This is a genomic window from Arthrobacter sp. SE2 (genome assembly GCF_058244265.1).
Genome location: NZ_JBZAYA010000006.1, coordinates 1 through 24,264, shown reverse-complemented (window position 1 = coordinate 24,264; position 24,264 = coordinate 1). Strand labels below are relative to the sequence as shown.

The 24,264-nt window shown below is 64.0% G+C and carries 21 protein-coding genes and 3 riboswitches; of the genes, 5 read left to right on the top strand and 16 right to left on the bottom strand.

Annotation, left to right across the window (positions count from 1 at the left end; genetic code table 11):
• Positions 1-48: 48 nt before the first annotated feature.
• Both AC4CS3_RS09980 and AC4CS3_RS09975 read right to left on the bottom strand, forming a co-directional pair.
• Entirely contained in the window at positions 49-822 is a 774-nt protein-coding gene (locus AC4CS3_RS09980) for an SDR family oxidoreductase (protein WP_490783543.1), read from the bottom strand.
• 78 nt (positions 823-900) lie between these two features.
• Positions 901-1,614, bottom strand: coding sequence for a response regulator (locus tag AC4CS3_RS09975; RefSeq protein ID WP_490783308.1), 714 nt, complete (start codon positions 1,612-1,614; stop codon positions 901-903).
• Between the two features lie 203 nt (positions 1,615-1,817).
• On the opposite strand from AC4CS3_RS09975, the gene AC4CS3_RS09970 reads away from it, so the two are divergent.
• On the top strand, positions 1,818-2,021 hold the full coding sequence (locus tag AC4CS3_RS09970; RefSeq protein WP_035743560.1) for a cold-shock protein: 204 nt from the start codon (positions 1,818-1,820) through the stop codon (positions 2,019-2,021).
• Positions 2,022-2,039: 18 nt separating this feature from the next.
• Here the strand turns inward: AC4CS3_RS09970 and AC4CS3_RS09965 are convergent, their stop codons facing one another.
• From AC4CS3_RS09965 to speB, 13 genes are all read right to left on the bottom strand, one after another.
• Positions 2,040-2,774 carry a maleate cis-trans isomerase family protein gene (locus AC4CS3_RS09965; RefSeq protein WP_490783307.1) on the bottom strand — a complete coding sequence of 245 codons (735 nt, stop codon included), beginning with the start codon at positions 2,772-2,774 and terminating at the stop codon, positions 2,040-2,042.
• A 7-nt stretch (positions 2,775-2,781) separates the two neighbouring features.
• A complete protein-coding gene (locus AC4CS3_RS09960; RefSeq protein WP_490783306.1) occupies positions 2,782-4,230 on the bottom strand; it encodes an amidohydrolase family protein in 1,449 nt (482 codons plus the stop codon).
• An 8-nt stretch (positions 4,231-4,238) separates the two neighbouring features.
• Positions 4,239-5,063: an aspartate/glutamate racemase family protein gene (locus tag AC4CS3_RS09955; protein WP_490783305.1), complete on the bottom strand. Its 825-nt coding sequence runs from the start codon at positions 5,061-5,063 to the stop codon at positions 4,239-4,241.
• Positions 5,060-5,743: a GntR family transcriptional regulator gene (locus tag AC4CS3_RS09950; protein ID WP_490783304.1), complete on the bottom strand. Its 684-nt coding sequence runs from the start codon at positions 5,741-5,743 to the stop codon at positions 5,060-5,062. Before AC4CS3_RS09950 ends, AC4CS3_RS09955 begins: the two co-directional genes overlap by 4 nt.
• Positions 5,744-5,844: 101 nt before the next feature.
• A complete protein-coding gene (locus tag AC4CS3_RS09945) occupies positions 5,845-7,197 on the bottom strand; it encodes an MFS transporter (RefSeq protein ID WP_441412298.1) in 1,353 nt (450 codons plus the stop codon).
• A gap of 558 nt (positions 7,198-7,755) precedes the next feature.
• Entirely contained in the window at positions 7,756-8,703 is a 948-nt protein-coding gene (locus tag AC4CS3_RS09940; protein ID WP_490783303.1) for a proline dehydrogenase family protein, read from the bottom strand.
• Positions 8,704-8,783: 80 nt separating this feature from the next.
• Complete coding sequence (locus AC4CS3_RS09935) at positions 8,784-9,038, bottom strand: hypothetical protein (protein WP_490783302.1); 255 nt, start codon at positions 9,036-9,038, stop codon at positions 8,784-8,786.
• 29 nt (positions 9,039-9,067) lie between these two features.
• Positions 9,068-9,931, bottom strand: a complete 864-nt coding sequence (locus AC4CS3_RS09930; RefSeq protein ID WP_490783301.1) for an ACT domain-containing protein — start codon at positions 9,929-9,931, stop codon at positions 9,068-9,070.
• A gap of 122 nt (positions 9,932-10,053) precedes the next feature.
• Positions 10,054-10,485: a large conductance mechanosensitive channel protein MscL gene (gene mscL / locus AC4CS3_RS09925; protein ID WP_490783300.1), complete on the bottom strand. Its 432-nt coding sequence runs from the start codon at positions 10,483-10,485 to the stop codon at positions 10,054-10,056.
• 110 nt (positions 10,486-10,595) lie between these two features.
• Positions 10,596-11,891: a D-arabinono-1,4-lactone oxidase gene (locus AC4CS3_RS09920; RefSeq protein WP_490783299.1), complete on the bottom strand. Its 1,296-nt coding sequence runs from the start codon at positions 11,889-11,891 to the stop codon at positions 10,596-10,598.
• 28 nt (positions 11,892-11,919) lie between these two features.
• Positions 11,920-13,452, bottom strand: coding sequence for an aminobutyraldehyde dehydrogenase (locus tag AC4CS3_RS09915; protein ID WP_490783298.1), 1,533 nt, complete (start codon positions 13,450-13,452; stop codon positions 11,920-11,922).
• Between the two features lie 77 nt (positions 13,453-13,529).
• Positions 13,530-14,987 carry a purine-cytosine permease family protein gene (locus AC4CS3_RS09910; RefSeq protein WP_490783297.1) on the bottom strand — a complete coding sequence of 486 codons (1,458 nt, stop codon included), beginning with the start codon at positions 14,985-14,987 and terminating at the stop codon, positions 13,530-13,532.
• A complete protein-coding gene (gene speB, locus AC4CS3_RS09905; RefSeq protein ID WP_490783296.1) occupies positions 14,984-15,988 on the bottom strand; it encodes an agmatinase in 1,005 nt (334 codons plus the stop codon). Before speB ends, AC4CS3_RS09910 begins: the two co-directional genes overlap by 4 nt.
• Positions 15,989-16,233: 245 nt before the next feature.
• Between speB and AC4CS3_RS09900 the strand changes: the two genes are divergently transcribed.
• Positions 16,234-17,727 carry a PucR family transcriptional regulator gene (locus tag AC4CS3_RS09900; protein WP_490783295.1) on the top strand — a complete coding sequence of 498 codons (1,494 nt, stop codon included), beginning with the start codon at positions 16,234-16,236 and terminating at the stop codon, positions 17,725-17,727.
• 51 nt (positions 17,728-17,778) lie between these two features.
• On the opposite strand, the gene AC4CS3_RS09895 is transcribed toward AC4CS3_RS09900, so the two are convergent.
• On the bottom strand, positions 17,779-19,242 hold the full coding sequence (locus AC4CS3_RS09895) for an amino acid permease (protein WP_490783294.1): 1,464 nt from the start codon (positions 19,240-19,242) through the stop codon (positions 17,779-17,781).
• Between the two features lie 51 nt (positions 19,243-19,293).
• Positions 19,294-19,402: riboswitch (glycine riboswitch) on the bottom strand.
• 1 nt (position 19,403) lies between these two features.
• Positions 19,404-19,501: riboswitch (glycine riboswitch) on the bottom strand.
• A 223-nt stretch (positions 19,502-19,724) separates the two neighbouring features.
• Positions 19,725-19,825, top strand: a riboswitch (glycine riboswitch).
• Between the two features lie 162 nt (positions 19,826-19,987).
• Between AC4CS3_RS09895 and gcvP the strand changes: the two genes are divergently transcribed.
• From gcvP to AC4CS3_RS09880, 3 genes are all read left to right on the top strand, one after another.
• Positions 19,988-22,846 (top strand): aminomethyl-transferring glycine dehydrogenase, encoded by a 2,859-nt coding sequence (gene gcvP / locus AC4CS3_RS09890; protein WP_490783293.1) that lies wholly within the window; start codon positions 19,988-19,990, stop codon positions 22,844-22,846.
• Between the two features lie 11 nt (positions 22,847-22,857).
• Positions 22,858-23,994 (top strand): glycine cleavage system aminomethyltransferase GcvT, encoded by a 1,137-nt coding sequence (gene gcvT / locus AC4CS3_RS09885; protein ID WP_490783292.1) that lies wholly within the window; start codon positions 22,858-22,860, stop codon positions 23,992-23,994.
• A 62-nt stretch (positions 23,995-24,056) separates the two neighbouring features.
• On the top strand, positions 24,057-24,264 hold a 208-nt coding region (locus tag AC4CS3_RS09880), incomplete at its 3' end, for a glycine cleavage system protein H (RefSeq protein WP_490783291.1).

Sequence of the window (24,264 nt, the reverse complement as noted above, 5' to 3'; positions counted from 1 at the left end):
ACCGCCGCCCCTGTCCTGCAATGGGGCGGGGCGGCGGTCCGTCAGTGCTCAGCCGACCTTGAAGCCCCCGTTGCTATAAAGAATCTGGCCATTCATCCACGAGCCCTGCTCGGAAAACAGGAATCGCACCAGGTCCGTCGTGTCCTCGGCCGTGCCGAGTCGAGCCGCCGGAGTCGCGTCAATGCCCGAACGCCGCGTAGCGTCGTCCATCCACCCGGTGTCGATCGGGCCCGGGTTCACCACGTTCGCACGCACACCCCGGCCTGCCAGCTCGACGGCGGCTGCTGTGACGATGCGGTCGAGTGCGCCTTTGCTCGCGCCGTACGGCAGATTGTGGACAGTGTGATCGCTCGTCAAGGCGACAATCCGGCCACCGACGTCGCCCGGATCAACGGGTTCCCGCAGCTGCTCCGCGAAGGCCTTGATGAGGAGCCACGTCGCCCGGGCGTTGACAGCGAAATGGCGGTCCCAACTCTCAAGGTCGGTTGTCAGGATCGAACTGTCCACTGATTCGCAGTGCGACATGACCAAACCTGTCACCGGCCCAAGGGTTCCCGCAGCCCTGATGAGCTCAGCCGGCACCGCCGGATCGCCCAAGTCGCCCGGGACGAGTTCGACGGCGGCTCCCAACGCGCGGCATTTGCTGGCGATGGACTCCGGGTCGTCGGCATTGCGCTCCAATCCGAGGCGATCGTCGTACGGCCGCCAATAGTTGAGGGCGAGGTCCCAGCCGTCGCGCGCCAGGCCGACTGCGAGGCTCGCCCCGATTGAGCGCCGCCGGCCGACCCCTGTCACAACCGCGACTTTCGAATGGCTCTGCATAGTCATGGTTCGATTCTAGGAAGCGGTATCGGCGGCCACGCCGCGTTCCCCGGTGAGTCGCCGCGCGGCACAACCCCCTCACCGATCGGGGAGCAGCCAGCCGTCGGCGATCAGTAGTTCCCGGAGCGCGGGCCGGCTGAGTGATTCCGGTCCGTTATGGGCTTTGCGACGGACTGACACGAGGAGCTTCTTGACGCCGTCGGCACTGATGCCCAGGCTCGCACCGACATCCGCCATTGTCCCGCCGGAGCCGCCAAGATACAGCGTGACGGCTTCGTGTTCGCGCGGGGTGAGGCGGATCCGCGGCCCGGGGACGTCAAAGACGCCGGCTAGCTCGGGCAGGATGAACTTCTCGCCGCGCGCGGCGGCGAGAACGGCCGTGGTGAGCACTTCGGCCCCCGCCGTCTTGGGTATGTAGGCCAGTGCGCCGGCGTCGAACGCTTGGCGGATCACCAGGGGCGTCGCGAGGGAACTGCAGACCACCACTTGTGACCCTGTTGAGAGAATGGCGTGGATCTTGGAGCGCAGCGGGATCCGGTCACCAAGGATGATGTCCAACAGGACAACGTCAGACAACTGTCCAAGCGAGGCGGCGAGCTCAGCCCAGGAGCTGAACCTGCCCACCACCTTCACGGTTGCTGCGTTGGCTTCAAGCCAGGAAGCAAGACTCTCCCGGAGCAGTGCGTGGTCTTCGAGGATGTCCACGTGGATCTTTGGCGCTGCCGCTTCGAACCGGCGCCGGAACAACCCCACCTGGTGTTCTCCTTTATGGCCGACGACGCTAATCGTCAACCACTCTGCCTTCCCAGTTTCAAGATCCCGCACTGCAGAGGAGCAAGAAATCCTCAAGATTCTGGCACTAGGGAACACCGAGACCTCCGGAGATCCTTGCGCCCCCGAACCCCGCACCGTAGGTTTGAGGAAGCGGACGTATGCGTCCGGGGGCATCGGGGTTGAAGCCGGTGGTCAGTCAGATTCAGAGAAGGAACATGGCCGTGGCAACAGGTATTGTCAAGTGGTTCAACGCCGAAAAGGGTTTCGGCTTCATTGCCCCCGACGACGGTTCGGCGGACGTTTTTGCCCACTACTCAGCGATCGCCTCGAGTGGGTACCGATCACTGGACGAGAATCAGCGGGTCCAGTTCGACGTCGTGCAGGGCCCGAAAGGCCCCCAGGCAGAGAACATCCAACCTCTTTAAGAGGGGACCACAGACGAATCAGGCTAGTTCTGCAAGCAGCCGGCCCCACTTGGGCGCCAACAACGGCGCCCCGGCGAGCTTGAGGCAATGCCACAGCGTCACGGCTACGGAATCAAGGACCGGTACTCCGGTGGTTTCCTCCACTTCCGCGGTGATGTTGGCGCCGTAAAGGTTCGTGCACAAGTAAATGAGCGCGTCCGGGTTCGAAGCGGCAAGTTCCAAGGACCCGGGCAGCATTTCTGCGTCCGTGACCCGGGCGAAGGATTCGTTGTTGCTCAGGTCCAGGTGGCGGTGGTCAACAGTCTTGATTCCTTCGCGCGCATATGACTCGATGACGGCTTGGTTCACGTCTCCTGTATAGGGGGTGAACATGCCGATCCTTTCCGTGCCGAACGTCCTGAAGGCCTCTTGGTACGCCAACGTAGAGGTCGTTGCCGGGATCCCGGTGGCCTCCGTGATGTCCCGGACCAGGGCTTCGTCATGGGCGGCACCGAGCCAGGAACCCGAAGTTCCGTTCCACGCGATGACGTCCACGTCCGCCGTCGCGAGCAATGCGGCGGCCTCCCGCATGACGGTCGCATCAAACTGTTTGTCCGAGGAATCATCCAGCGCAATCCGGGTGACAGGAATCCGCGTGAAGTGGATGGTCACGTCCTGGCGGTCACCCAGAATCCGGTAGCTCTGCGGCTCCAGGCACGTGTTGGACGACGGCACGATCATGCCGATGCGGGTGGGGCGGTGTGCGGAAGGCATGGTTCTCCTAAGCAGAAACGGTGGCGGGAACGGGCGGCGATTTTCGAACGGACAGCGCATCGCGGTGGGCGGCGAAGCCGTTGCGGGCAACGAAACGGCCAACCGGACCGGGATCGTGGAAACCGCCGTCGTCGACCACCACGCGTCCGGCGGACACGACGACGGCGGGCCAGCCGCTCAGCGTCTTCCCTTCGAAGGGCGAGAAGTCAGTTCCCATGTGGAGGGCGCCGCCGGCGACCTCGCGTTCTTCGGCGGGATCAAAGATGACGAGATCGGCGTCGAACCCTGCCGCGATAGTGCCCTTGCCGGGCACGGCATTGATTCGTGCGGGGCCGGCCGAAAAGACCTCGACGAAGTCCTCCACCGTGCTGCTGGGCGCCATCGCGGTGAACGTGACGGGCATGCGGGTTTCGACGCCGGGCAATCCGTGCGGCATGAAGCGGACGTCGTCGGTGCGCTCGCGCTTCTGCGAGAGGTCGTAGCAGGAGTGGTCCGAGGACACGGTGTGGATGGCTCCGCTGGCGAGGCGTTCCTTCAGCCTGGCTACTGTTTCAGCGCTGCGCATGGGCGGGCAGCACGCATACCATTCGGGGAAAGTGCTGCCGTAGACGGTCCCATCCAGCGTCAAGTAGTGCGGGCACGTCTCGGAGTAGGCTTCCTGGCCGCGCCCGCGGGCCTCAGTGACAAGATCCACCGCGCCGGGGGTCGACTGGTGCACAAAGTAGACGGGCGCACCGGTGTACTCGGCCAAGGCGAGAGTCTCTTTGACGGAGATTTCCTCGGCCAGTTCGGGCCGCGTGGAATGCAGGTGCTCGATGCCGATCCGGCCGTCCGCGGCGTGCTGTTCCGTGCAGTCGGCAATGATGGGATCGTGCTCGGCGTGGATGTACGTGAGTCCGTCCAGGCGCACCATTTCGCGCATGACCTTCAGGATGGTGTCACCGTCGGCCATAGTGGAGCCGCGGTTAGTGGTGTACATCTTGACGGAACGGACGCCCTCGGCGGCGAGCTGTTCCAGCTGCCAGGGCACGGTCTCATCCCATGTGACCACGGAGCCGTGCAGTGCGACATCGCAGCGGGACTCGGCGGCCAAGCGCTTCTTGTTCAGGACGGCGTCCAGCGGGGATTCCTGGGCATCGCGCGGGATACCAAAGTCGATGATGGTCGTGGTGCCGCCCCACAGGGCCGCGGTGGAGGTAGTGCGGTAGTCGTCCAGGGTGCGGAAGCGGCCGGTCACTTGGGCTACATGGCAATGACCGTCCACACCCCCGGGGATGACCAACTTGCCGGACGCGTCGATGGTGCGGGAGGCGGCGGGGACCGGTTCCGCGGCGTCGATGAGCTGGGTGATGCGGCCGCCGTCGACCACGACGTGGGCGGCCTGCCGGGCCGGCCCAGTGGATTGACGGCTGTTGACGACGGTGCCGTGGGCGATGACGAGGTCGGGAATATTCACGATTGTCCCTACTTTCCGGCTGGAACGGAAGCTGCGACAGCATTGGCAGCAACTGAGGCACTGGCGGCGGACTGGATGGCGGTCAGGGCGGCGTCGAGGTTTTCGGACAGACCCCGGCGGTGCTTGACGGGCGGCGGCGCAAAAGCGCCTCGGCGGTGGAAGCCGGACTGCAGCGCCACGACCGCTTCGGTCATTCGGATCCCGGCGGAGATTCCGTCCACCACGGGCACGGGGATCTGTCCTTCAAGCTCCCGCGCAAGTCCCGCAAGCGGGGCACCCGCCAGGATGACGACGTCGGCGCCGTCCTCAGCGACCGCTAGCCGGCTCAGTGCCAGGAGGGTTTCCTTGAAATCCTGTTGCACTGTGCCGATGCCGTTGAGGCTCTGGTTGATGGACCGGATCGAGGCAAGACGGCTGCCAAGTCCGAAATGCTCCACGCAGTCCCGGTACCAAGCGGTGATGCGGTCCGAAATGGCAATAATGGAGAAGCGTTGGCCCTGCAGGGCTGCGGCGCAGAGGGCGGCCTCCGTGATGCCGATGACCGGCACGTCAGCGAGTTCCTTGAGGGCAGGCATCCCGGGGTCGCCGAATGCGGCCACCACGACGCCGTCTATGTGGTCCGCTGCCGGATCGCCGCCGCAGTGCTCGGCGATGATTTCGGCGACTGCGCCGGCTGCGATGAGGGCTTCAAAACGGGTCTCGATGTATTCGACGCCATGTCCGGCGGTCCGGACGACCAGCTCGGTGTCAGTCCCCGCCGAGCGGCGGGCTTCGGCGTCGATCAACGCAGTGACGTCCGCGCTGATGTTGGGATTGATGACTAGCAATTTCATGTTCGTTTGCCTTGCAACTTGAGTTCGGTGGCGAGCTCGTTCTGGGGGAACTGCTCGCGGTACTTTCCAATGTGCGACGCCGATTGGGTTGCGGCGCGCTCGGGATCGCCGCTCGCGATGGCGGCGTAGAGATCGCGGTGCTCCTGGATCAGTTCCGGCAGGTCATCCACGTGGCGGAAGAGCCAGTGCATGCGGCCTTGGAGCGGTTCCAGCGCGGTGCGGAGAAAATCGTTGTTGGCGATGGCCGTGATGGCATCGTGGAATTCGCTGTTGGCGCGGTGTGCCTCGAGGATTGAGCCTTTCGCGAGGAAGCGCTCGGCTTCATCGAGGAGTCTCGCCAGGTGTTTGAGGTCCTTGTCCGTGGCGCGGGCCGCGGCCAGGCGGCAGGCGAGGACTTCGAGCGACTGGCGGACGTCGAAGAGGTCCTCGACGTCTTTGGGGCTCAAGCCTGCCACTTCGGAACCGCGGGAGGCCCGGTCCTGGATGAGGCCTTCCTGCCGCAGCATGCGGAGGGCTTCGCGGATGGGGAGTCGCGACACGTTGAATTCGGCGGCGAGGTCCCGCTCCACCAGCCGGGTGCCGGGCGCGTAATGGCCCTCGAAGATTCGCGAACGGATGGCGTCCCGCACGGATTCCCGGAGGGGGCGGTCCGTGGTGGGGGTTTCATCTGCAATCAGCATCTTTGCTCCATTCGTGTTCTCTTGGATCATTGCGCCCGGCAACCCGGAGGCGTACGGCCGAGCGGCGGTTCAGGACCGCCCGGCCGGCCCGGTCAGGCGAGTTAGACCGGAAGCCGTTTGTTGTAATTCAGGGTCAGCACGGAGACGCCCATGATCACGGCGGATCCTACAAAGTACAGCAGCGCCCACGTGTAGGAGCCCGTGGCCCCGACAATCAGGCCTACCACAATCGGGGTGACGAAGCCTGCGATGTTGCCGCTGAAGTTCATCGCACCGCCCAGGACGCCGGCGTTGGTGCGGCCGCCCAGGATTGAGGGGATGCTCCAGAACAGACCAACCCAGCGGAGGAAGAACAGGACCACTGAGAGGAGCACGACGGCGGTGATCGGGTCCGCGACGACCGTCACGCCAACCAGGCCGCCGACTACCACGACGCTGGAGATGCCCAGCAGGGTGCGCATGACCAGGTTGGCCGAGGCGCCGGATGCGCGCCACTTGTCAGCGATGGCGCCACCGAGGATCTCGCCGACGAAGCCTGCGCCGAAGATCACGAAAGTGGACCAGCCGATGGTGTTCAGGTTGAAATGCTTGGCCTGGGCCAGGTAGAGCGGGCCCCATGTCAGGAGGCCGTAGAACACGCCGTTGAATCCCAGCCAGCCAAAGCACATGGCCCAGAAGGAACGGAATTTCAGGTAGGGGAGAAGGGCGCGCTTGCCCTTGACGCCGTCCTTCTCGGCCTCGGCGTCTTCTTCGGCGTGGGAGGACTCGATGTATTCGGCCTCGGCGTCGTTGACGGCCTTGTGGTTGCGGGGATTGTCCCGGACATACCACCAGACAGCCAGGCCCATGAGGACGGTGGCCGCGCCGGCGATGATGAACGAGTAGCGCCAGCTGCCGGTGGAGGCGATGAGCCAGGTGATGAGGATGCCGCCCAGGCCGGCGCCGAGCGGAGCGCCTGCGTCAAGGATCGTGGCGCCGCGGCCGCGCTCCTTCTTGTGCATCCAGATGGCGTTGAGTTTGCCGCCGGCCGGCATGACGCCTGCTTCGGCGACGCCGATACCCAGGCGGGCGATGAACATGCTGAGGAAGCCGCCGGCCAGGCCGGATGCTGCCGTGGCGGCTCCCCAGCCGATGCACGAGGCCGTGACGACCTTTCGGGGGCCGAACTTATCGATGAGCAAGCCGACCGGGATCTGCATGAGGGCATAGGTCCAGAAGAATGCCGAAAGCAGGAGCCCGACGAGCTCCGGCGCGAGGTTGAATTCCTTTTGGATGATGGGCAACGCGACGGAGATGGAGCCGCGGTCGATGTAGTTGACGGCCACCAGGATCAGCAGCAGGACGAAGAGCCTCCAACGGACACTCGTGCGTCGCTGCACGCCGTCCTTGCCGGCTTTTTCTTCTGCTTTTCCTTCTACGGCATGCGCGTCTGTTTCGGTGTTTTGGAGAGACACAGTTTCTCCTTCAGGGGGAGTTTGAGGAGCGGGGAAAGTCTTGAATTGTTGTGCTGGGTGCGGGTTGCCGCGGCAGCTGGACTCGCGCCGGCGGCAGCAGTTGCAGCCCGGTCCTCTTTCTGGGAGGAGGGACGCTGCCGGTTCGTTGAATCCGTTTTGGGATCCCGCGTTGGGATCCCAAAAACAAAAGTAGATGTGACCCGGCGCACTGTCAAGAGATTTGGTATACAAGGCGAAGAAACGGAATGTGACCGAGGGGTGAAATCCTGTGACATGTGGGCACGGGTGCCCGAAGCGACGCCGGTATGGGATACCGGCGCGGTTCCTAGACCCGCCGAGGTATGGCATGGGATACCGGAAATACCGGGCTGGGCGTTGCGGCGTTGGCCTGGCGACACGCAAATGGCCTGCCGACCCGCTCCCCACCTCACGACGCGCGACTGGCTACGGGACCGGGAGAAAGTCCTGCGACGCCTGAATTCCGGTGTCGACAGGGACTTTCCGTGTCACGAGGCATTTGGGGCGTCGCGAAGCGTTTGGGACAGGACCCGGGAGGGCTTAGCTCGGGTTGAGGTCGGCGAGGGCCGTCAGCGCGCGCTCGGGATGTTCCGCGATGCGGTTGAGGACGTACAACCACCACTCGCCACCGAAGATGACGTACTCGCGCGTCCTGTAGCCGTCCCGGTGAAGCTGGTCGAGAAGATCGGTCCCCAGTCCGAGGAGCATTTCGAATTCGATCGCGTCGGTCTTCAATGCCTCGCCGTGCCTGGTGATGAGCGTGTTGACGAGCTCGTCGTCGTGCGTCGCGAGGGAAAGCGGGTGGCCGGAGAGGATGAGCTGGCTCGCCAGGTCGAGGTAGGCGTCGGTCAATTCGACGCTGTTGCGAGGGTAGGCGACGGAGTCGGGTTCAAGGAACGCGCCTTTGACCAGCCGAACGGTACCCGGGTGGCGAAGGGCCCGCTCGAGGTCTCCGGGGGTGCGGTGCAGACGGGCTTGGAGTGTGATGCCGACACGGGGGATCTCGACCGCGAGTTCGTCGTACAGGTCCAGGACCAGATCGGTCCGATCCGAACCTTCGGCCGAGATCATCAGCCCCGTTCCGAACGGTTCCGTTATCGCGGCGAGCTGACGTACATGGTCGAGCGCAAGCTCAGGGTCCACGAGGGCACCAAGGTGGGAAAGGTCGAAAGAAATCGTGCTCGGCAGGCCGGTCTTTCCGAGGGCAGCGCCCAGCTCAAGGAACACCCCGGCTTCCGAGCGTGCGAGGTCGGCGTTGCGCACGCTCTCACCCGCGTATTCGATACTCGCGGCATGCCCGCGGGCCACCGCCGCTGCCGCTACCTCGATCGCGTCGGCCGAAGTGTCCCCGGCCGAGTATCGCCTTGCCACGCGCGCGGCCATTGTCGCCAAGGCCGGTGTGGACATGACTCGTTGCTTCAGGTCTTCATCCAATGCCCATGCCCGGAGGGTATCGGCGGCACGCTGGAGATCAATCTTGGTAGTCACCCGACAAACTGTACCGGCGGAGTTTGCGGTCGCCGGCGTCGGGTTCACCATGTGAAATCCAGACCGGCCCTCTGCCCTCGCTACTCCTCCGGCAAACACCACATCGAGATGCGTGTGCCGTCCGGATCCGTGGTGATGCGGAGCCGCAGCTCCCGGCCCATCAGGGCTTCATGCCCATCCTTCGACGCCAGCTGGTCCCCGAGTTTGCCGATGGCAACGGCCATCGCCCGGCCCCAGTGCTGGGGCTCCCGGCTCGTGGCCACCGCCTCGGCGCTGGGCTGCCCGGGAACGGATACCCCCGGAGCATCCGGCTCTCTCATGTCCATGGCACTCATCCCGCCACCACCTTCCAGTTGTCGCCCGGTTAGTCCCGGTACCTGGATTCGGCGCTCCGGGTGTGCGCCAGGATTTCCGCGAGCTCGGCCAGCCGATGTGCACGTGCTGATTCCGCCGGCGTGAACGGCTCGCCCGGTCGGGAGAACACTAGCGGGCCGTGCCAGGCGGTGGGGATCTTGAGGAGCGTCGTGGAGGGCCCGACGGCGGCGCCCGCCTCGACGGCCTGACCTTCGGGTTCCGGGGTGACGATTTTCGCCGAAAGGAGTTCCGCAACCGCCAGCGGTAGTTCTTGCGGGTTGTCGGCGATCCGGGCAGCCAGGCTCAAGGCCTTGGTCTGGCCGTCCGCCATGGCGAGTGCAGTGGTAGGCCACACGTGCGAATCCCGGCCGCCGCCGTCGTCGAGCGCTGTCAGTAGCTCTTGCTCGCCGAGGTGACCGGGAGCGGAAAGTACGAATTCGTCCATGACGGCTCCATCCATGGGGTGGACATGGATGCTGAGGATATTGATGTCGGTCCGGGCCAGCGATTGGGTGATGCGCTGGAGGGAACCCGGCTGGTCGCGGAGCACGGTCCTCGCCCGCCAAAGAGCCGGGGCCAAATGGAGCTTCCTGCGGTGGCGGAGGGCAGGCGCGTGGATCCAGCGCCGCAGAATCCTGGCCGCGGAGGGCTCGGCGACCCAAATGACCAGGATCGTTGCGGTGACGGTGAGGAGGAGCACCTTGGCCAGGTATGGCAGTTGCGTTTCAACCACGATGGCGTGGACAAGAAGTTCGATAGGGAGCATCACGGCGATTTGGGCCACGGTGACCCGGGCCTTCGGAGCCTCGGGCATCTGGCCGCACACTTCGCAGGAGAGCTCGGCTGTAGCGGAAGTCCTCTTGTTCGGCTTCATGGCACTATCGTGCCCGAGCCCTGTTTCAGGCGGATTGCGCCTGCGTCACGATCTTGGGCAGCACTGGTGGGGGCCAGTTCGGCGCCGACCGGACGCGCCGAACTGGCCGTAATGCCCGAAACCTAGCGGGCGTTCTCGTTGCTCTTGTTGGCGGCGGCGAGATCGGTCAGGAGGTCGCGGATTTCAACAAGCAGGGCGGTGTCAGCCGGCAGCGGCTCGTCCTCGGGCTCTTCGATGGAGGCACGGCGCTTGGTCAGTTCGTTGATCTTGTTCATGGGCGCAACGAAGATGAAGTACACCACGGCGGCCGTGATCAGGAAGGTCACGAACGCGGTGATGACGGCACCGAAGTTGACGAAGGTCTTCGCGTTGTCGGGCCAAATGGAGAAGCCCAGTCCCTGCGCGTTGACTCCGCCGGCGGCGGCGATGACCGGGTTCACGATGTTGGTGGTGAACGCTGCGACCAGGGCTGTGAACGCGGTGCCGATGACCACGGCGATGGACAGTTCGATGATGTTGCCGCGAAGAACGAAGTCTTTGAAACCTTTGAGCATGGAAAATCCTCCGATTGGGTGCGGGTGTCTGGCTCAAGCAGAGATCAAACTACCATTCCAAGGTTTCAACGAGTGTATTGGGCCCGGATTTGCCGAGCCCAATACACCGGCTAGCCCAGCAGGGCGCGAGTGTGGTCGTTGAGGAACATTCCGCGCGGATCGAACTCGCGGCGTACCTGGATGAAAGTGTCCAGCTCCGGGAAGAGGCGTTCCAGGCGGCTCCGCGTCATGAAGTGGATCTTTCCCCAGTGCGCACGCGGCTCGAATTCCTGGAGCAGCGCATCGGCATCCCGGAAGAACTGCCAATAGTCGGTACCGGGTTCGGTGGTGAGGGTAATGACGGTGCTGTCGCGGCCCTGGAACTGGGACATGTAGCCCTCGTCGGCCTTCACCCAGCGGACCTCCACGGGGTACCTCTGCTCGGGATACTTGGTGCGGATCAGGTCCTGGATGGCCTCGACGGCGGCCAAGCCGTCCTCGCCGCGGACGAAGTACTCGAGTTCGTGGAACTGAGTGGTGAATCCGCCCGGATAGATCCGGTAGGAGCGGTCCAGACGGGAGCCCTCAACGGTTGATATTTCGCGCTCGTCCTGAATGTGGGCCACGTTGTACCGCTTGGTGTAGCTGCGGTTTGCCATGCTTAGGCCGGGCGCGCCCGGGAGGTCCAGAAGCTCGCACGAATCGTTCTCGGGACACCAGAGGAATGAGTAGTGCCTGTTGGAGTCGATATCGGTATCCCAGGTAGAAGCGGTCTCGGCCCACGTGGGGTAGGTGATTTGCTCCTGCAGGTAGTAGCTTTCCTCAACAGCCAGTTCGACCTCCAGGAAAACCCCGAGCGTACCCAAGGCGACCTGGGCGGCCCTGAGTTCCCGCAGCTGCCCTTCGCCAATCTCCACGATTTCGCCGTAGCCGTTGATCAGCTTCACCCAGCGAAGGTTGGACGAGAAGCTGCCCAGGTTCTTCCCCGAACCGTGGGTACTGGTAGCCAGCGCCCCGGCGATCTGCTGTTTGTCGATGTCGCCCTGGTTACCCAAAGCCAGCCCCTGTTCCCAGAGGGGATCGCCGAAGGCGTTGATGGTGGTGCCGGCCATGGCCCTCGCACGACGGCGCTCGCGGTCGGTTCCGGTGATCGCCGAAAGAGCGGACATGTCCATCAGGACACCGCCCGTTTGGACCAGCGGCGAGGACGAATGCCCCGAGCCGACCGCCCGCACAGGCAGGCCTTCGCGGATGGCGAAACGGACGGCGTCGAGCGCTTCTTGTTCATTCCGCGGCCGGACGGTGAAGGCCGGCGTGGCGCTCTGGTTACCGCCCCAGTTGGTCCACGTGACGTCCGTGCCGAAGGGGGCGGAAGGAGTGGCGGCGCGTGCCGGGGATGCGTTGCGGGGAAGGTTCGCGATGGTCATTGATAAGCTCCGTTGCTTGTCTGAACGCTCATGCGCCGTGGTTGATCATGACGTGCTTGGTGCGGGAGTAGTCGTCCAAAGCGTAGAGCGAGAGGTCGCGGCCGTAGCCGGATCCCTTGAATCCGCCCCACGGTACCTCGCAAGCCAACACCAAGTGTGAATTGACCCAAACGGTACCGAAGTCGAGCTGCTTAGGAACGCGCAACGTGAGGCTTGAATCCCGGGTCCATACTGAGGCTGACAAGCCGTAAGGGCTCTCGTTTGCGCGGGTGACGGCCTCTTCAGTGGAACTGAAGGTCTCCACCGTGACCACGGGACCAAAGATCTCGTGGGTTGCAATATGCGCTCCGGCTGGCACGTTGCTGATGACGGTGGGCTCGATGAAGTAGCCGGGGCCTTCCAACGCCGAACCGCCGATGGCGACCTGCAGGCCAGCAGCTTTTGCCTCGGCCAGCGATTCCTTGACGCGCTCGAAATGCGGGCGCGAAATCATGGGACCGATTTCGACGTCGTCCCCCGCCTCTGGTGCCCCGACCACCAACGTGCTGACTTCGCGCACGAGGTGTTCGGTGAACTCGGCAGCCACCGATTCGTGGACGAGCACGCGGCAGGCAGCGCCACAGTCCTGGCCTGCGTTCCAGTAGCCGGCATTCCGCACGCCAGCCGCGGCGGCGCGGAGGTCGGCGTCGGGAAACACAACAACCGGGGCCTTGCCGCCGAGTTCCAGGTGGACGCGCTTGACCGACTTCGCGGCGGTTTCCGCCACTGCCTGTCCGCTGACGACGCTCCCCGTCAAGGCGACGAGGGCAACATCGGGGTGTTCGGAAAGCCGCTGGCCAACGGTCCGGCCCTGGCCCGTGACGACGTTGAGAATGCCATCCGGAATGCGCCCGGCCACGAGCTCCGCCAGCTTCAGCGTGGAGAGCGGCGTCTGCTCGGAAGGCTTGAGGACGATGCTGTTTCCGGCGGCAAGGATCGGCGCGATCTTCCAGGCCGCCATCAGAAGCGGGTAGTTCCACGGGGTGATGACGCCCACCACTCCTACGGGTTCCCTGAGGATGACCGAGGTGTGCCCGGTGGCGTAGTCGCCGCCGGCCATGGAGGTCAGCGTGCGGGACGCTCCGGCCATGAATCGGAAGGTGTCAATGGTGCTGGAGACGTCGTCTTCCGCGACGGCCCGCGGTTTGCCTGTGTTGGCGGACTCGATGGCTTGGAAAGCTTCCCGGTTCGCTGCGATGATGTTGGCGATCAGGTTCAGGACCTCGGACCGCTCCTTCGGCGTGGTGGATCCCCAGGACTTCTGCGCCGCCACGGCTGCTTCGACGGCAACGTCAACGTCTGCGGCGGTGCCGGCCTGCACGGAGGCGATGACCTGCTCGGTGGCGGGGTCTACCACGTCGATGAGCTCGGCGGAGGAACCTGGAACAAACGATCCGCCGATGAAATGCCCGCCAGGCGGCAGGGGCAGGGGCAAGATGCCCGGGACGTTGCGGGCCGCAGAGGAGCTGTTGTCTTCGCTGACGCGGCGGACGGTGAACTGTTCGGTGTCAATGAGTGTCATGATTTTGCCTTTGTTTTCTGGCGCCGGTCGCGGCGTCGGGAGTTTATGGGGGAGTGCGGGCCTAGGCCCGGGATGCGTTAGACCAAGTCGCTTGCGAGTGCGAGGGCCTCAAGCGGTGCGGCCTCGGTCTTCTTCCGGAAGGTGCGTGCCGCTACGTAGTAGAGAGGCGCCACCACGACGAGTCCGACAATCCAGGAGAGGTCTACGCCGCCCATGGCTGCTGCGACGGGTCCGGTGTAGATCGCTGTTGCCGAGAACGGAAGCTGGACCAGGGCACCTGCCACGTAGGAAGCGATGGCGACCCAGTTGAACCGTCCGTACACTCCGCCGTCGCGCTTGAAGAAGTCTTCAACTCTGTAATCGCCGTGCCGGAGGAGGTAGTAGTCCACCAGGTTGATGGCCGTCCAGGGAACCAGCACGTACATCAGGAAGGAGAGGAAGTTGGTGTAAAAGAGGATGAAATTGTCGCGTGCGAACAGCGAGATCAGGAGTGCGAATGTAAAGAGGATGATTGCCGCAACGCTTCGGGTCTTGGCGCGAGGCAACCAATTCGGCTTGAACGTCTGCCCAATCGTGAGGCTGCACAGGACGCCGCAGTAGAGATTCATGGCGTTCGACGCCGCGACGCCGAGGCAGAAGATTCCCACGACTGCCAGGGTCCATGGCTGGAGCAGCGCTCCCATGCTGCCGACGATTTCGACGTTGCCTGCATCGGCACCCATGGTCACCGCGAGGGTTCCCACCAAGGCACCCAGGATCATCGGGAAGAGCGTGCCCAGGACGCAGCCTGAGTAGGAGGCCCAGAACGCCGGGGCCGAGCCGGTGCCTTGCGGCATGTAGCGGGAGTAGTCCGAGACGTAGGGAGCGTAGGCGAGTTGCCACAAGGCGGATACGGAGACGGTGGCCATGAAGCCAACCCAGTTGAAGTTTCCCTGGTACAGGAAAGTAGCGGGCAGCCCGTGGACGAACATGATCCAGACGAAGGCCAGAAGCAATGCCAAACCGGCCACGATGCTGAGGAAGCGCGCGTAGGCGTGGATGAGCCGGTAGCCGAAAATCGTGGCAACAACGCTCACGACGCCGATGATGATGATGCCACCGTCAACACTGATGTCCGGGCTGACTGCGGCCATTGCTTCGCCGCCAAAGACGAGGTTCGCAGCGAAGAATCCGACGTACATGATCACCACGATGACAACGATCAGCAACGCCCCGAAGGAGCCGAATTGGCCGCGGGTCTGAATCATCTGTGCCACGCCCAATTGCGGTCCCTGGGCGGAGTGGAGCGCCATGAAGATGCCACCGATGACGTTTCCAAGGATGATTCCCACGATGGCGGGCACGAAGCTGAGCCCGAACACCGTTGTGGCGAGTCCACCGGTCACGATGGTCATGATCATGATGTTGGAACCGAACCAGATGGTAAAGAGGTCCCGGGCTTTCCCGTGGCGTTCATTCAACGGGATGGGCTGGATGGTCTTGTCTTCGAGCCGGGGCACTTCGGTGGCCGCGGCGGGATTGCTTCGGGTGTTCATGATGCGGTCCAGGAGGCTGCTTGCAATTCGCGGACGGCGTTCGTCTCGGCCTTGCCGCGGTTCACCATCAGCGCGAGGAGGTCGAAGACAAGGGTGGCCGCGGCCACCGTGGTGATGTCTGCGTGGTCGTATGCCGGGGCGACTTCGACGACGTCGGCGCCGACGATGTTGATGCCGTTCAGCCCGCGGAGCAGTGCCAGGAGTTCGCGGGAGTGGAGTCCGCCCATCTCGGGAGTGCCGGTGCCCGGTGCGTAGGCGGGGTCCAGGACGTCGATGTCGATGGAGACGTAGACCGGGGTATCGCCCAGCCGCTCCTTGACCCGCTCGATCGCTGCCGGAACGCCGATGACGTCCAGGTCCGAGCAGCGGATGATCTGGAAACCGAATTCGTGGTCGCGGAGGAAGTCGTTGCGGTCGTAGACCGGCCCGCGGATGCCGACGTGCATGGAGGAGTCTTCCACCAGGAGGCCTTCTTCGAATGCCCGCCGGAAGATGGTTCCATGCGTGACGGGCTGGTCGAAGTAGGTGTCCCAGGTGTCCAGGTGGGCGTCGAAGTGCAGCAACGCGACCGGTCCGTGGACCTTGTTCAAGGCCCGCAGCATCGGCAGGGCGATGGTGTGGTCGCCGCCGATCGAGATGAGCTTCTTGTCCTCGCTGATCAGGGGCAGTGCCTGCTCTTCGATTTCGCGGACGGCCCGCGTGATGTCGTACGGGGTGCAGGCGATGTCGCCGGCGTCCACAACCTGGACTTCGTAGACCGGCTCAACGTCGAGTTCGGGATGGTAGCCCGGACGCAGGAGCCGGGAGGCCTCGCGGACCGCGGCAGGACCGAAACGGGCGCCGGGCCGGAAGGACGTTCCGCCGTCGAACGGTACTCCGACGATCGCAATGTCGTAGTCCGGAACGCGGTCAATTTGGGGAAGCCTGGCAAAAGTGCCCAGGCCTGCATACCGGGGGACTTTGGTTGCGTCGACGGGGCCGATGGGCTTATGCGTTGTCATGCCGGGATCCTTCGTGTAGTGCTGCCGAGCGGCTTGCCGGCAGCTTTCGGTGTTGGGAGGAGGGTGCTCGCCTTTGAGCGGGAATGTCGAGTCGGAATGTTGGGGCGGGAAGTAAGTAATCCAATTCTTGGTGACGCACATCACTGCGTATAGCGGTAGATTGACTACAAATGGCCGAGTCGCTTAGACAAATGTCTAAGCGCTGTGAAATAGCCGGAAACCAATGATCAGGGAGTGCACTTTCGATGGCGATTACTGTGGCCGAGCTCGTGGCAGAACCCCAGTTGGGACTGACCCTTCTGGCCGGATACACAGGAAGTGGCAACCGGATCACGTGGGCGCACACTTCTGACCTGCCGCGCCTGTGGGAATGGGTCACCGGCGGCGAACTGATGATGACCAACGGGCTGTCCATCCCGGCCGACGCCCCAGGCCAAGTAGCGCTCGCCGAGGCGCTCGTCGAAGCAGGCGCCAGCGCGCTCGCCATCGGCGAGAAGATGCACGCGCCGGAGTTGACGCCGGAGTTCCTGGCGGCCTGCGAACACCTGCCGCTGCCGCTGCTGAGCATTCCGTATCCGTTGCCCTTCATCGCCATCGCCCGGACCGTGGCCGAGGCTTCCCTGCTGGAGGAATCACGGCGTCTACGCCAGACCGCCAGAGTCTATGACTTGATACGCACCGCGGGAACAATTGAGGACCACTGGCAGGGCCTCCTGCAGGGCCTCGCGGCTGAGCTCGATGCGGAGCTGTTCGTGGTGGACCGGCGCTGCCTGCATCCGTGGCATCCGGACGGCAAGCCGCTGCCGGATATTCTGCTGACGGAATTGGCCCCGCTGACCGGCCACATACCCCTGGCCGGGAAGAAGTTCCAGTGGCATCGGCTAGGGGATCGGCACGTGTTGATGATGGACATCCCCACCCACGCCAATGCATTGCTGGTGGTGCTGCCCAAAAGCGATCCGCACCCTGACGCCGTCGTGCTCCTCCACGCGGCAACAGTGCTGGGGCTGGAACTTTCACGAACAGTCCTGTCCCTGGAAAGCCAGCATCGCCTGGCTGGCGAGTTCCTCCGGCCAGCCGTTGATGGACGGCTGGGAGTCGTCGAACTGGAGAGCCGGCTTACCGCCTTTGATGTCCCAGCACAAGATTTCGTGATGGTCGCGATAGCCGCCGACGACGGCGAGCGGCTGGCGAACGTCCACGTGGAACTGTGGCGCCACGGATTTCCAGCCGCTTGCCTCCGGCGTTTCAACACACTTCATGTGGCGGTATCCCAAGCGGTGACCGACGACGTCTTGATCCATTGCGCCGGGACCGACGTCCGGATTGGCATCAGCTCGCCTACGTCCGCCGCAGGCATCCAGCGTGCACTGCAGGAATCGCTGTGGGCGCTTGGTTCAGCCAAGGGCAACGCCGTCAACCTGGCCCACTACGCCGAGGGACCGTCTTGGCTGGGCCTCACGAGTTTCGAGGAAGGCACGGCGTTGGTCCAGCGGCTGCTCGGCCCGGTCTTCGCGTACGAACAGGGCCAGGAAGGTGACCTCATCGTGACTTTGAGGACCTACCTGGACACCCAGAGGTCGTGGCAAAAGACAGCTGCGGCACTCTTCGCCCACCGGCAAACCGTGATCTACCGTATCCGGAAAATCGGCGAATTGACGGGGCTGGACATGAGCGAAACGTCCACGTTGGCCCAGCTTTGGTTTGCGCTCCAGATACATGAGGCCATGCATCAGTAGGCTCCTGCCTGGCTTCCTGCTGGCTCTCCTGCCGCGGCGGTGCGGCCTGGGTCAGGGAAGAACCGCGGCCTGGTTCGCGGCATCCTGTTCGGACTCGAGTTCCTCCTGGAACCTCGCGTAACGGGCCAGATGGGCTGGACGGCGGCGCAGGAAGAACCACGCGACGCCGAGCATGATGAACCAGACCGGAGTGGCCAAGAGAGCCACCAGTGTGTCGGGCTGTGTGGTCAAGGTCCACAGGACAAAGCCGAAGAACGCGAAGACCACCCAGACCATCGGGATGCCGCCGGGCATCTTGAACGTGGACGCGATGTGCAGCTGCGGGCGACGACGACGGAATGCGATGTAGCTGGCCAGGATGATGGACCAGACGAAGACGAAGCAGACGGCGGACACGGTGGTGACCATGTCAAAGGCCTTGCCGACGTCCTGTCCCGCGTACATCAGGACGACGCCGGAGAGCAGCAGCACGCAGGAGAGGAACAGGGCGTTGCGGGGAACCTTGCGCCCGGATAGGCCACTGAACAGGGCCGGGGCGTCGCCCTCCTGGGCCAGGCCGTACACCATGCGCGAGGTGGAGTAGATGCCGGAGTTGGCCGAGGACATGGCCGAGCTGAGCACCACCAGGTTCACCACGGTGGCAGCGGCACCCAGTCCAGCCAGGGAGAACATGGCGATGAAAGGGCTGTGGCCGGCGGCGAACTGGGTCCAGGGCGTGACGGACATCAGGATGATGAGGGCGCCCACGTAGAAGAGGAGCACGCGCACTGGGATGGAGTTGATCGCTCTGGGCAGGTTCTTCTCCGGGTCCTTGGCCTCTGCCGCGGTGGTGCCCACGAGCTCAATGCCCACGAAAGCGAAGACGGCAATCTGGAAGCCAGCCACGAAGCCCATGAATTCGTGTGGGAAGAAGCCGCCGTGGCTCCACAGGTTGCTGAAGCTTGCCGGTCCGGCGTCGGACTGGAAACCGCTGAAAATCATGAACAGGCCCACAACGATCAGTGCCGCAATCGCGATGATCTTGATGAGAGCGAACCAGAATTCTGTCTCGCCGAAGGCCTTCACCGTGGTCAGGTTCAGTAGCAGCAGGATCGCGATGGTGGCCAGGCCCGGAATCCACAGCGGGAGGCTCGGCCAGAGTTCCTTCGAATAGCCGGCGATGGCGATGACGTCCGCTATGCCGGTGATCACCCAGCAGAACCAGTAGGTCCAGCCGGTGAAGAAACCTGCCCAAGGTCCCAGCAGGTCCGCGGCAAAATCGCTGAAGGACTTGTAGTGCAAGTTGGACAACAACAGCTCGCCCATCGCCCGCATGACGAAGAACAGCATGAAGCCGATGATCATGTACACGAAGATGACCGACGGGCCGGCCGCGGAAATGGTCTTGCCCGAACCCATGAACAGGCCAGTGCCGATCGCCCCGCCGATAGCAATCAGCTGGATGTGCCGGTTGCTGAGCTGGCGGTCAAGATGTGGTGTTTCGACGGCTTTGGCGGGCGGATGATGAATCGTCATGAGGAACTCCATCGTTCAAGTGGCATTAGCGTGCCACGATGATTCGGGGTTCCTCCCCGCTCTGTCTTGGACCTGAGAGATTCCGCGGCCCCGTGCTTTCGCATGGTTCCGCTTTGCACCGTCGGTGAGCCCGGGGTTCCCAGGCTGCTTTCCAGAGTTGCCTTGCCGCGGCGGTACATGGGCCTGAGAGTTTCCTGGGGAGGATTTGCTCCTACGGCGCCCGCTGAATGTACCGGCAGGACTCTCCCGCCGCAGATCATAAGCAGTATTCAGTTGGGTGAAGAGAATCGCGGATGTGGAGGATTGGCCTCTTCCGGGCGGCCACCGATTCAGTGTGGGATAGCTCACTAAGAAATGTCAATTCGGCCTTTGCTTCGTCACCTCGGTGCCCGCTGAGCGCCGTTTTCGAACCAGATGTTGCCCCGACTCTGACGTTGTGTGTATGGTGTGAGCCGAATCACCCCAAATCTGAATATGCCTTTCGAACCGTGGCGGGAGAGTCCTCCCAGTCATCAACCGGGCAGGCGCCGTAGGAGCAAATCCTCCCCAGGAATCTCTCAGGCCCCCGTACCGCCGCGGCGAGGCAACTCTGGAAAGCAGCCAGGCTTCGGTCCGGCTCACCGACGGTGCAAGCGGAACACAACGTGACAATGCGTTCTGCGGAATCTCTCAGGTCCGATACAGAGCGGGGAGGAACCCAAACCGAAGCCGTGCCATTGTGGTCGGCCCTACCTTGGAGTTCCTTTTGACTGTTCAATCAACCCCCACCGCTTTTGCAGACCGACACATCGGCGCGCGACGGCAAACCGATGTTGACATCATGCTCAAAGCTGTCGGCTACGACTCCGTTGACGGCCTGGTGGATGTCGCTGTCCCCGATTCCATCCGCCAGGACGTCGCACTCAGGCTGTCCAAGCACGGCACCGACGCCCTCAGCGAGGTCGAAGTCCTGGCTGAACTTCGCAAGCTGGCGGCCAAGAACAAGACGGCTGTGCAGATGATCGGCCAGGGCTATTACGACACCGTCACTCCGCCGGTGATCCGCCGCAACATCCTCGAATCCCCGGCCTGGTACACGGCCTACACGCCCTACCAGCCGGAAATCTCCCAAGGCCGCCTCGAAGCCCTGCTGAATTTCCAGACCATGGTCCAGGACCTCGTGGGGCTGCCCATCGCCAACGCCTCCCTCCTGGACGAAGCCACCGCCGTCGCCGAAGCAGTCCTCATGATGCGCCGGGCCAACAAGAACAAGACGGCCCACGACGGCAAGACCGTCCTCGACGCCGACTGCCTCCCGCAGACCATCGCCATCGTGAAGGGCCGCGCCGAGGCGCTGGGCTTCGAGGTGGAGATCGCGGACCTGTCCCAGGGCCTGCCCGACGGCGAGATCAACGGCATCGTGCTGCAGCAGCCGGGCGTTTCGGGCCGGGTGTTCGACCACTCCGCCGTGATTGCCGCCGCCAAGGAACGCGGTGCCCTCGTCACCGTCGCCGCGGACCTCCTCGCCCTCACCCTGATCACGCCTCCGGGCGAGCAGGGTGCCGACATCGCTGTCGGCTCCACCCAGCGCTTCGGCGTTCCGCTGTTCTTCGGCGGCCCGCACGCCGCGTACATGGCTGTGCGCGAAGGCATGGAGCGTACACTCCCGGGCCGCATCGTCGGCGTTTCCAAGGACAATGCCGGCGTGCCCGCCTACCGCCTCGCCCTCCAGACCCGCGAGCAGCACATCCGCCGCGAGAAGGCGACGTCCAACATCTGCACCGCGCAGGCACTGTTGGCGATCGTTTCCTCGATGTATGCCGTCTACCACGGACCCGATGGCCTGAAGGCGATCGCCGAGACCGCCCACAACCACGCCCGCACGCTCGCCACCGCGCTCAAAGTCGCCGGCCGCGAACTCGTCTCCGATTCCTTCTTCGACACCGTCACCGTCCGCGTCCCCGGCAAGGCCGGGAAGGTCATCGCGGCCGCCGAGGCCAGGGGCATCAACCTGCGGATCATTGACGCCGACACCGTAGGCGTCTCCGTTGACGAAACCACGACGTCGGAAGTGCTGTCCGCAGTTGCCGTCGCCTTTGGCGCCGGTCCCGTGAAGACCGCTGCCGGCTTCGAGTTGCCGGAGGCCGTGGTCCGCATTTCTGATTTCCTTCGGCACCCGGTGTTCAACACGCACCGTTCCGAAACGCAGCTGCTGCGCTACATCCGCAAGCTTTCGGACCGTGACCTGGCGCTGGACCGCACCATGATCCCGCTGGGTTCGTGCACCATGAAGTTGAACGCCACCGTCGAGATGGAAGCCATCTCCTGGCCGGAATTCGCCTCGATCCACCCGTTCGCCCCGGATTCCCAGACCGAGGGCTGGCGCGAACTGATCACGGACCTGGAATCTGACCTGACCGAGATCACCGGTTATGACCAGGTCTCCATCCAGCCCAACGCCGGTTCCCAGGGCGAACTCGCGGGTCTGCTGGCCATCCGCGGCTACCACCACTCCCGCGGCGAGGCCCAGCGCAACGTCTGCCTCATCCCGGCTTCTGCCCACGGCACCAACGCTGCCTCGGCGGTGCTGGCCGGCATGAAGGTGGTCGTGGTGGCCACGGCTGCCGACGGCACGATCGACCACACGGACCTGCAGGCCAAGATCGAGGCCAACAAGGACGTCCTCTCGGCCATCATGATCACCTACCCCTCCACGCACGGCGTGTACGACGCCGACGTGCGCGAGGTCTGCGACTCCGTGCACGCAGCCGGCGGCCAGGTGTACGTTGACGGCGCCAACCTTAACGCCCTGGTCGGCCTGGCCCAGCCGGGCAAGTTCGGCGGCGACGTGTCCCACCTGAACCTGCACAAGACCTTCTGCATCCCGCACGGCGGCGGCGGACCGGGCGTTGGCCCGGTCGCGGCCAAAGCACACCTGGCACCCTTCATGCCCGGCGACGCGAACGACGCTTTTTCCGGCAAGGGTGTCGCCATCTCCGCCTCGCGTTACGGCTCCGCGGGTGTGTTGCCGATTTCCTGGGCCTACGTGAAGCTCATGGGCGGCGAAGGCCTCACCGAAGCCACCAAGTCCGCGCTGCTTGCCGCGAACTACATCGCCTCGCGCCTCAACGAGTCCTTCCCCGTTCTCTACACCGGTGAAGGCGGACTCGTGGCCCACGAGTGCATCCTGGACCTGCGCGAACTGACGGCCAAGACCGGCGTCACCGCGGAGGACGTCGCCAAGCGCCTCATCGATTACGGTTTCCACGCGCCCACGTTGTCGTTTCCGGTGGCCGGCACCCTGATGGTGGAGCCCACGGAGTCCGAGGACTTGGCAGAGATCGACCGCTTCATCGAAGCCATGATCACCATCCGCAAGGAAATCGACCAGGTCGCGCACGGCGACTTCACGGTGGAGAACTCGCCGCTGCGCCACGCGCCGCACACGGCTGCAGCCGTTGTGAGCTCCGGTTGGGATCGTGAATACCTGCGCGAACAGGCCGTCTTCCCGGTCCCCCACCTCAAGCAGGACAAGTACTTCCCGCCCGTCGGCCGCATCGACGGCGCCGCGGGCGACCGTAACCTGGTCTGCTCCTGCCCTCCGATCGAAGCCTTCGAGAACTAAGGACTGACGCAATGACTGAGAACTACACGGCTCTCTATGAGCAGCACAAAATCGCCGGCGCGTCCTTCACGGACTTCGGCGGCTGGCAGATGCCCCTCAAATACGAGTCCGAACTGGCCGAACACCACGCCGTCCGCCAGTCCGCAGGCCTGTTCGACCTCTCCCACATGGGCGAAGTCTGGGTCACCGGTCCGGAAGCCGCTGCCTTCCTCGACTACGCCCTAGTCGGGAAGCTGTCGGCGATCGCGGTAGGCAAGGCCAAATACTCGCTGATCTGCCAGGAAGACGGCGGCATCATCGATGACCTCATCACCTACCGCCGACCGTCTTCCGAGGACGGCAGCGACAAGTTCCTCGTGGTCCCCAACGCCGGCAACGCGCAGGTCGTGACGGCAGCCCTGGTCGAAAGGGCTGCCAACTTTGACGTCGTCGTCGAGGACGCCTCCGCGGCAACCTCGCTGATCGCCGTCCAGGGCCCCAAGGCGGAAGCCATTCTGTTGACCCTTGTCCCGGCCGAGCAGCACTCCCTCGTCACCGGGCTCAAGTACTACGTGGCTGTTGAGGTCGAGATCAACGGTCAGGAGCTCCTCTTGGCCCGCACCGGGTACACCGGTGAAGATGGCTTCGAGATCTACGTCCCCAATGAAGACGCGGCAGGACTCTGGGAAGCACTCCTGGAAGCCGGCGAAGGCCACGGCCTCATCCCCGCCGGCTTGGCCTGCCGCGACTCCCTCCGCCTCGAAGCCGGCATGCCGCTCTACGGCAACGAACTCTCCCGCTACGTGAACGCCTACGCTGCCGGCCTGGGTCCCGTTGTCTCTCTCGCCAAGGAAAGCGACTTCGTAGGCAAGGAGGCACTGACGGCGATCAAGGCCGCGGGCATCGGAACGTCCCTCGGCCAAAAACTCGTGGGACTCAAAGGACTTGGCCGCCGCGCCGCCCGGGCCCACTATTCGGTGCTCAAGAACGGGACGCTGATTGGCGAAGTCACGTCCGGCCAGCCGAGCCCCACCCTCGGTTACCCGATCGCCCTGGCATATGTGGACGTCGAGCACGCCGAACCAGGCGCAATTGTTGACGTCGACCTGCGCGGGAAGCCGGAAACCTTTGAAGTCGTGGCACTGCCTTTCTACAAACGCGCCAAGTAGTCCACCCGGAAATCCCCAACCGAACAACAAGTTTTGTGAACTAGAAGAGAGAAGGAAATGAGATGAGCAAAGTAGCTGCCGAGTTGAAATATTCGGCCGAACACGAGTGGGTTGCCTCGGAAGGGGCTGGACCTGAGGGGATTGGGATTTCCGCGGTTGCTGCGGATGCCCTCGGCGACATCGTGTATGTTGACTTGCCCGGGGTTGGTTCCGCCGTGACTGCGGGGGAGACCTGCGGCGAGGTGGAGTCCACCAAGTCCGTCTCGGACC

Coding starts and splice junctions, on each gene's coding strand:
- AC4CS3_RS09980 (WP_490783543.1), bottom strand. CDS start 822: ATGCAGAGCCATTCGAAAGTCGCGGTTGTGACAGGGGTCGGCCGGCGG.
- AC4CS3_RS09965 (WP_490783307.1), bottom strand. CDS start 2,774: ATGCCTTCCGCACACCGCCCCACCCGCATCGGCATGATCGTGCCGTCG.
- AC4CS3_RS09955 (WP_490783305.1), bottom strand. CDS start 5,063: ATGAAATTGCTAGTCATCAATCCCAACATCAGCGCGGACGTCACTGCG.
- AC4CS3_RS09950 (WP_490783304.1), bottom strand. CDS start 5,743: ATGCTGATTGCAGATGAAACCCCCACCACGGACCGCCCCCTCCGGGAA.
- AC4CS3_RS09935 (WP_490783302.1), bottom strand. CDS start 9,038: ATGAGTGCCATGGACATGAGAGAGCCGGATGCTCCGGGGGTATCCGTT.
- AC4CS3_RS09930 (WP_490783301.1), bottom strand. CDS start 9,931: ATGAAGCCGAACAAGAGGACTTCCGCTACAGCCGAGCTCTCCTGCGAA.
- mscL (WP_490783300.1), bottom strand. CDS start 10,485: ATGCTCAAAGGTTTCAAAGACTTCGTTCTTCGCGGCAACATCATCGAA.
- AC4CS3_RS09920 (WP_490783299.1), bottom strand. CDS start 11,891: ATGACCATCGCGAACCTTCCCCGCAACGCATCCCCGGCACGCGCCGCC.
- AC4CS3_RS09915 (WP_490783298.1), bottom strand. CDS start 13,452: ATGACACTCATTGACACCGAACAGTTCACCGTCCGCCGCGTCAGCGAA.
- AC4CS3_RS09910 (WP_490783297.1), bottom strand. CDS start 14,987: ATGAACACCCGAAGCAATCCCGCCGCGGCCACCGAAGTGCCCCGGCTC.
- speB (WP_490783296.1), bottom strand. CDS start 15,988: ATGACAACGCATAAGCCCATCGGCCCCGTCGACGCAACCAAAGTCCCC.
- AC4CS3_RS09900 (WP_490783295.1), top strand. CDS start 16,234: ATGGCGATTACTGTGGCCGAGCTCGTGGCAGAACCCCAGTTGGGACTG.
- AC4CS3_RS09895 (WP_490783294.1), bottom strand. CDS start 19,242: ATGACGATTCATCATCCGCCCGCCAAAGCCGTCGAAACACCACATCTT.
- gcvT (WP_490783292.1), top strand. CDS start 22,858: ATGACTGAGAACTACACGGCTCTCTATGAGCAGCACAAAATCGCCGGC.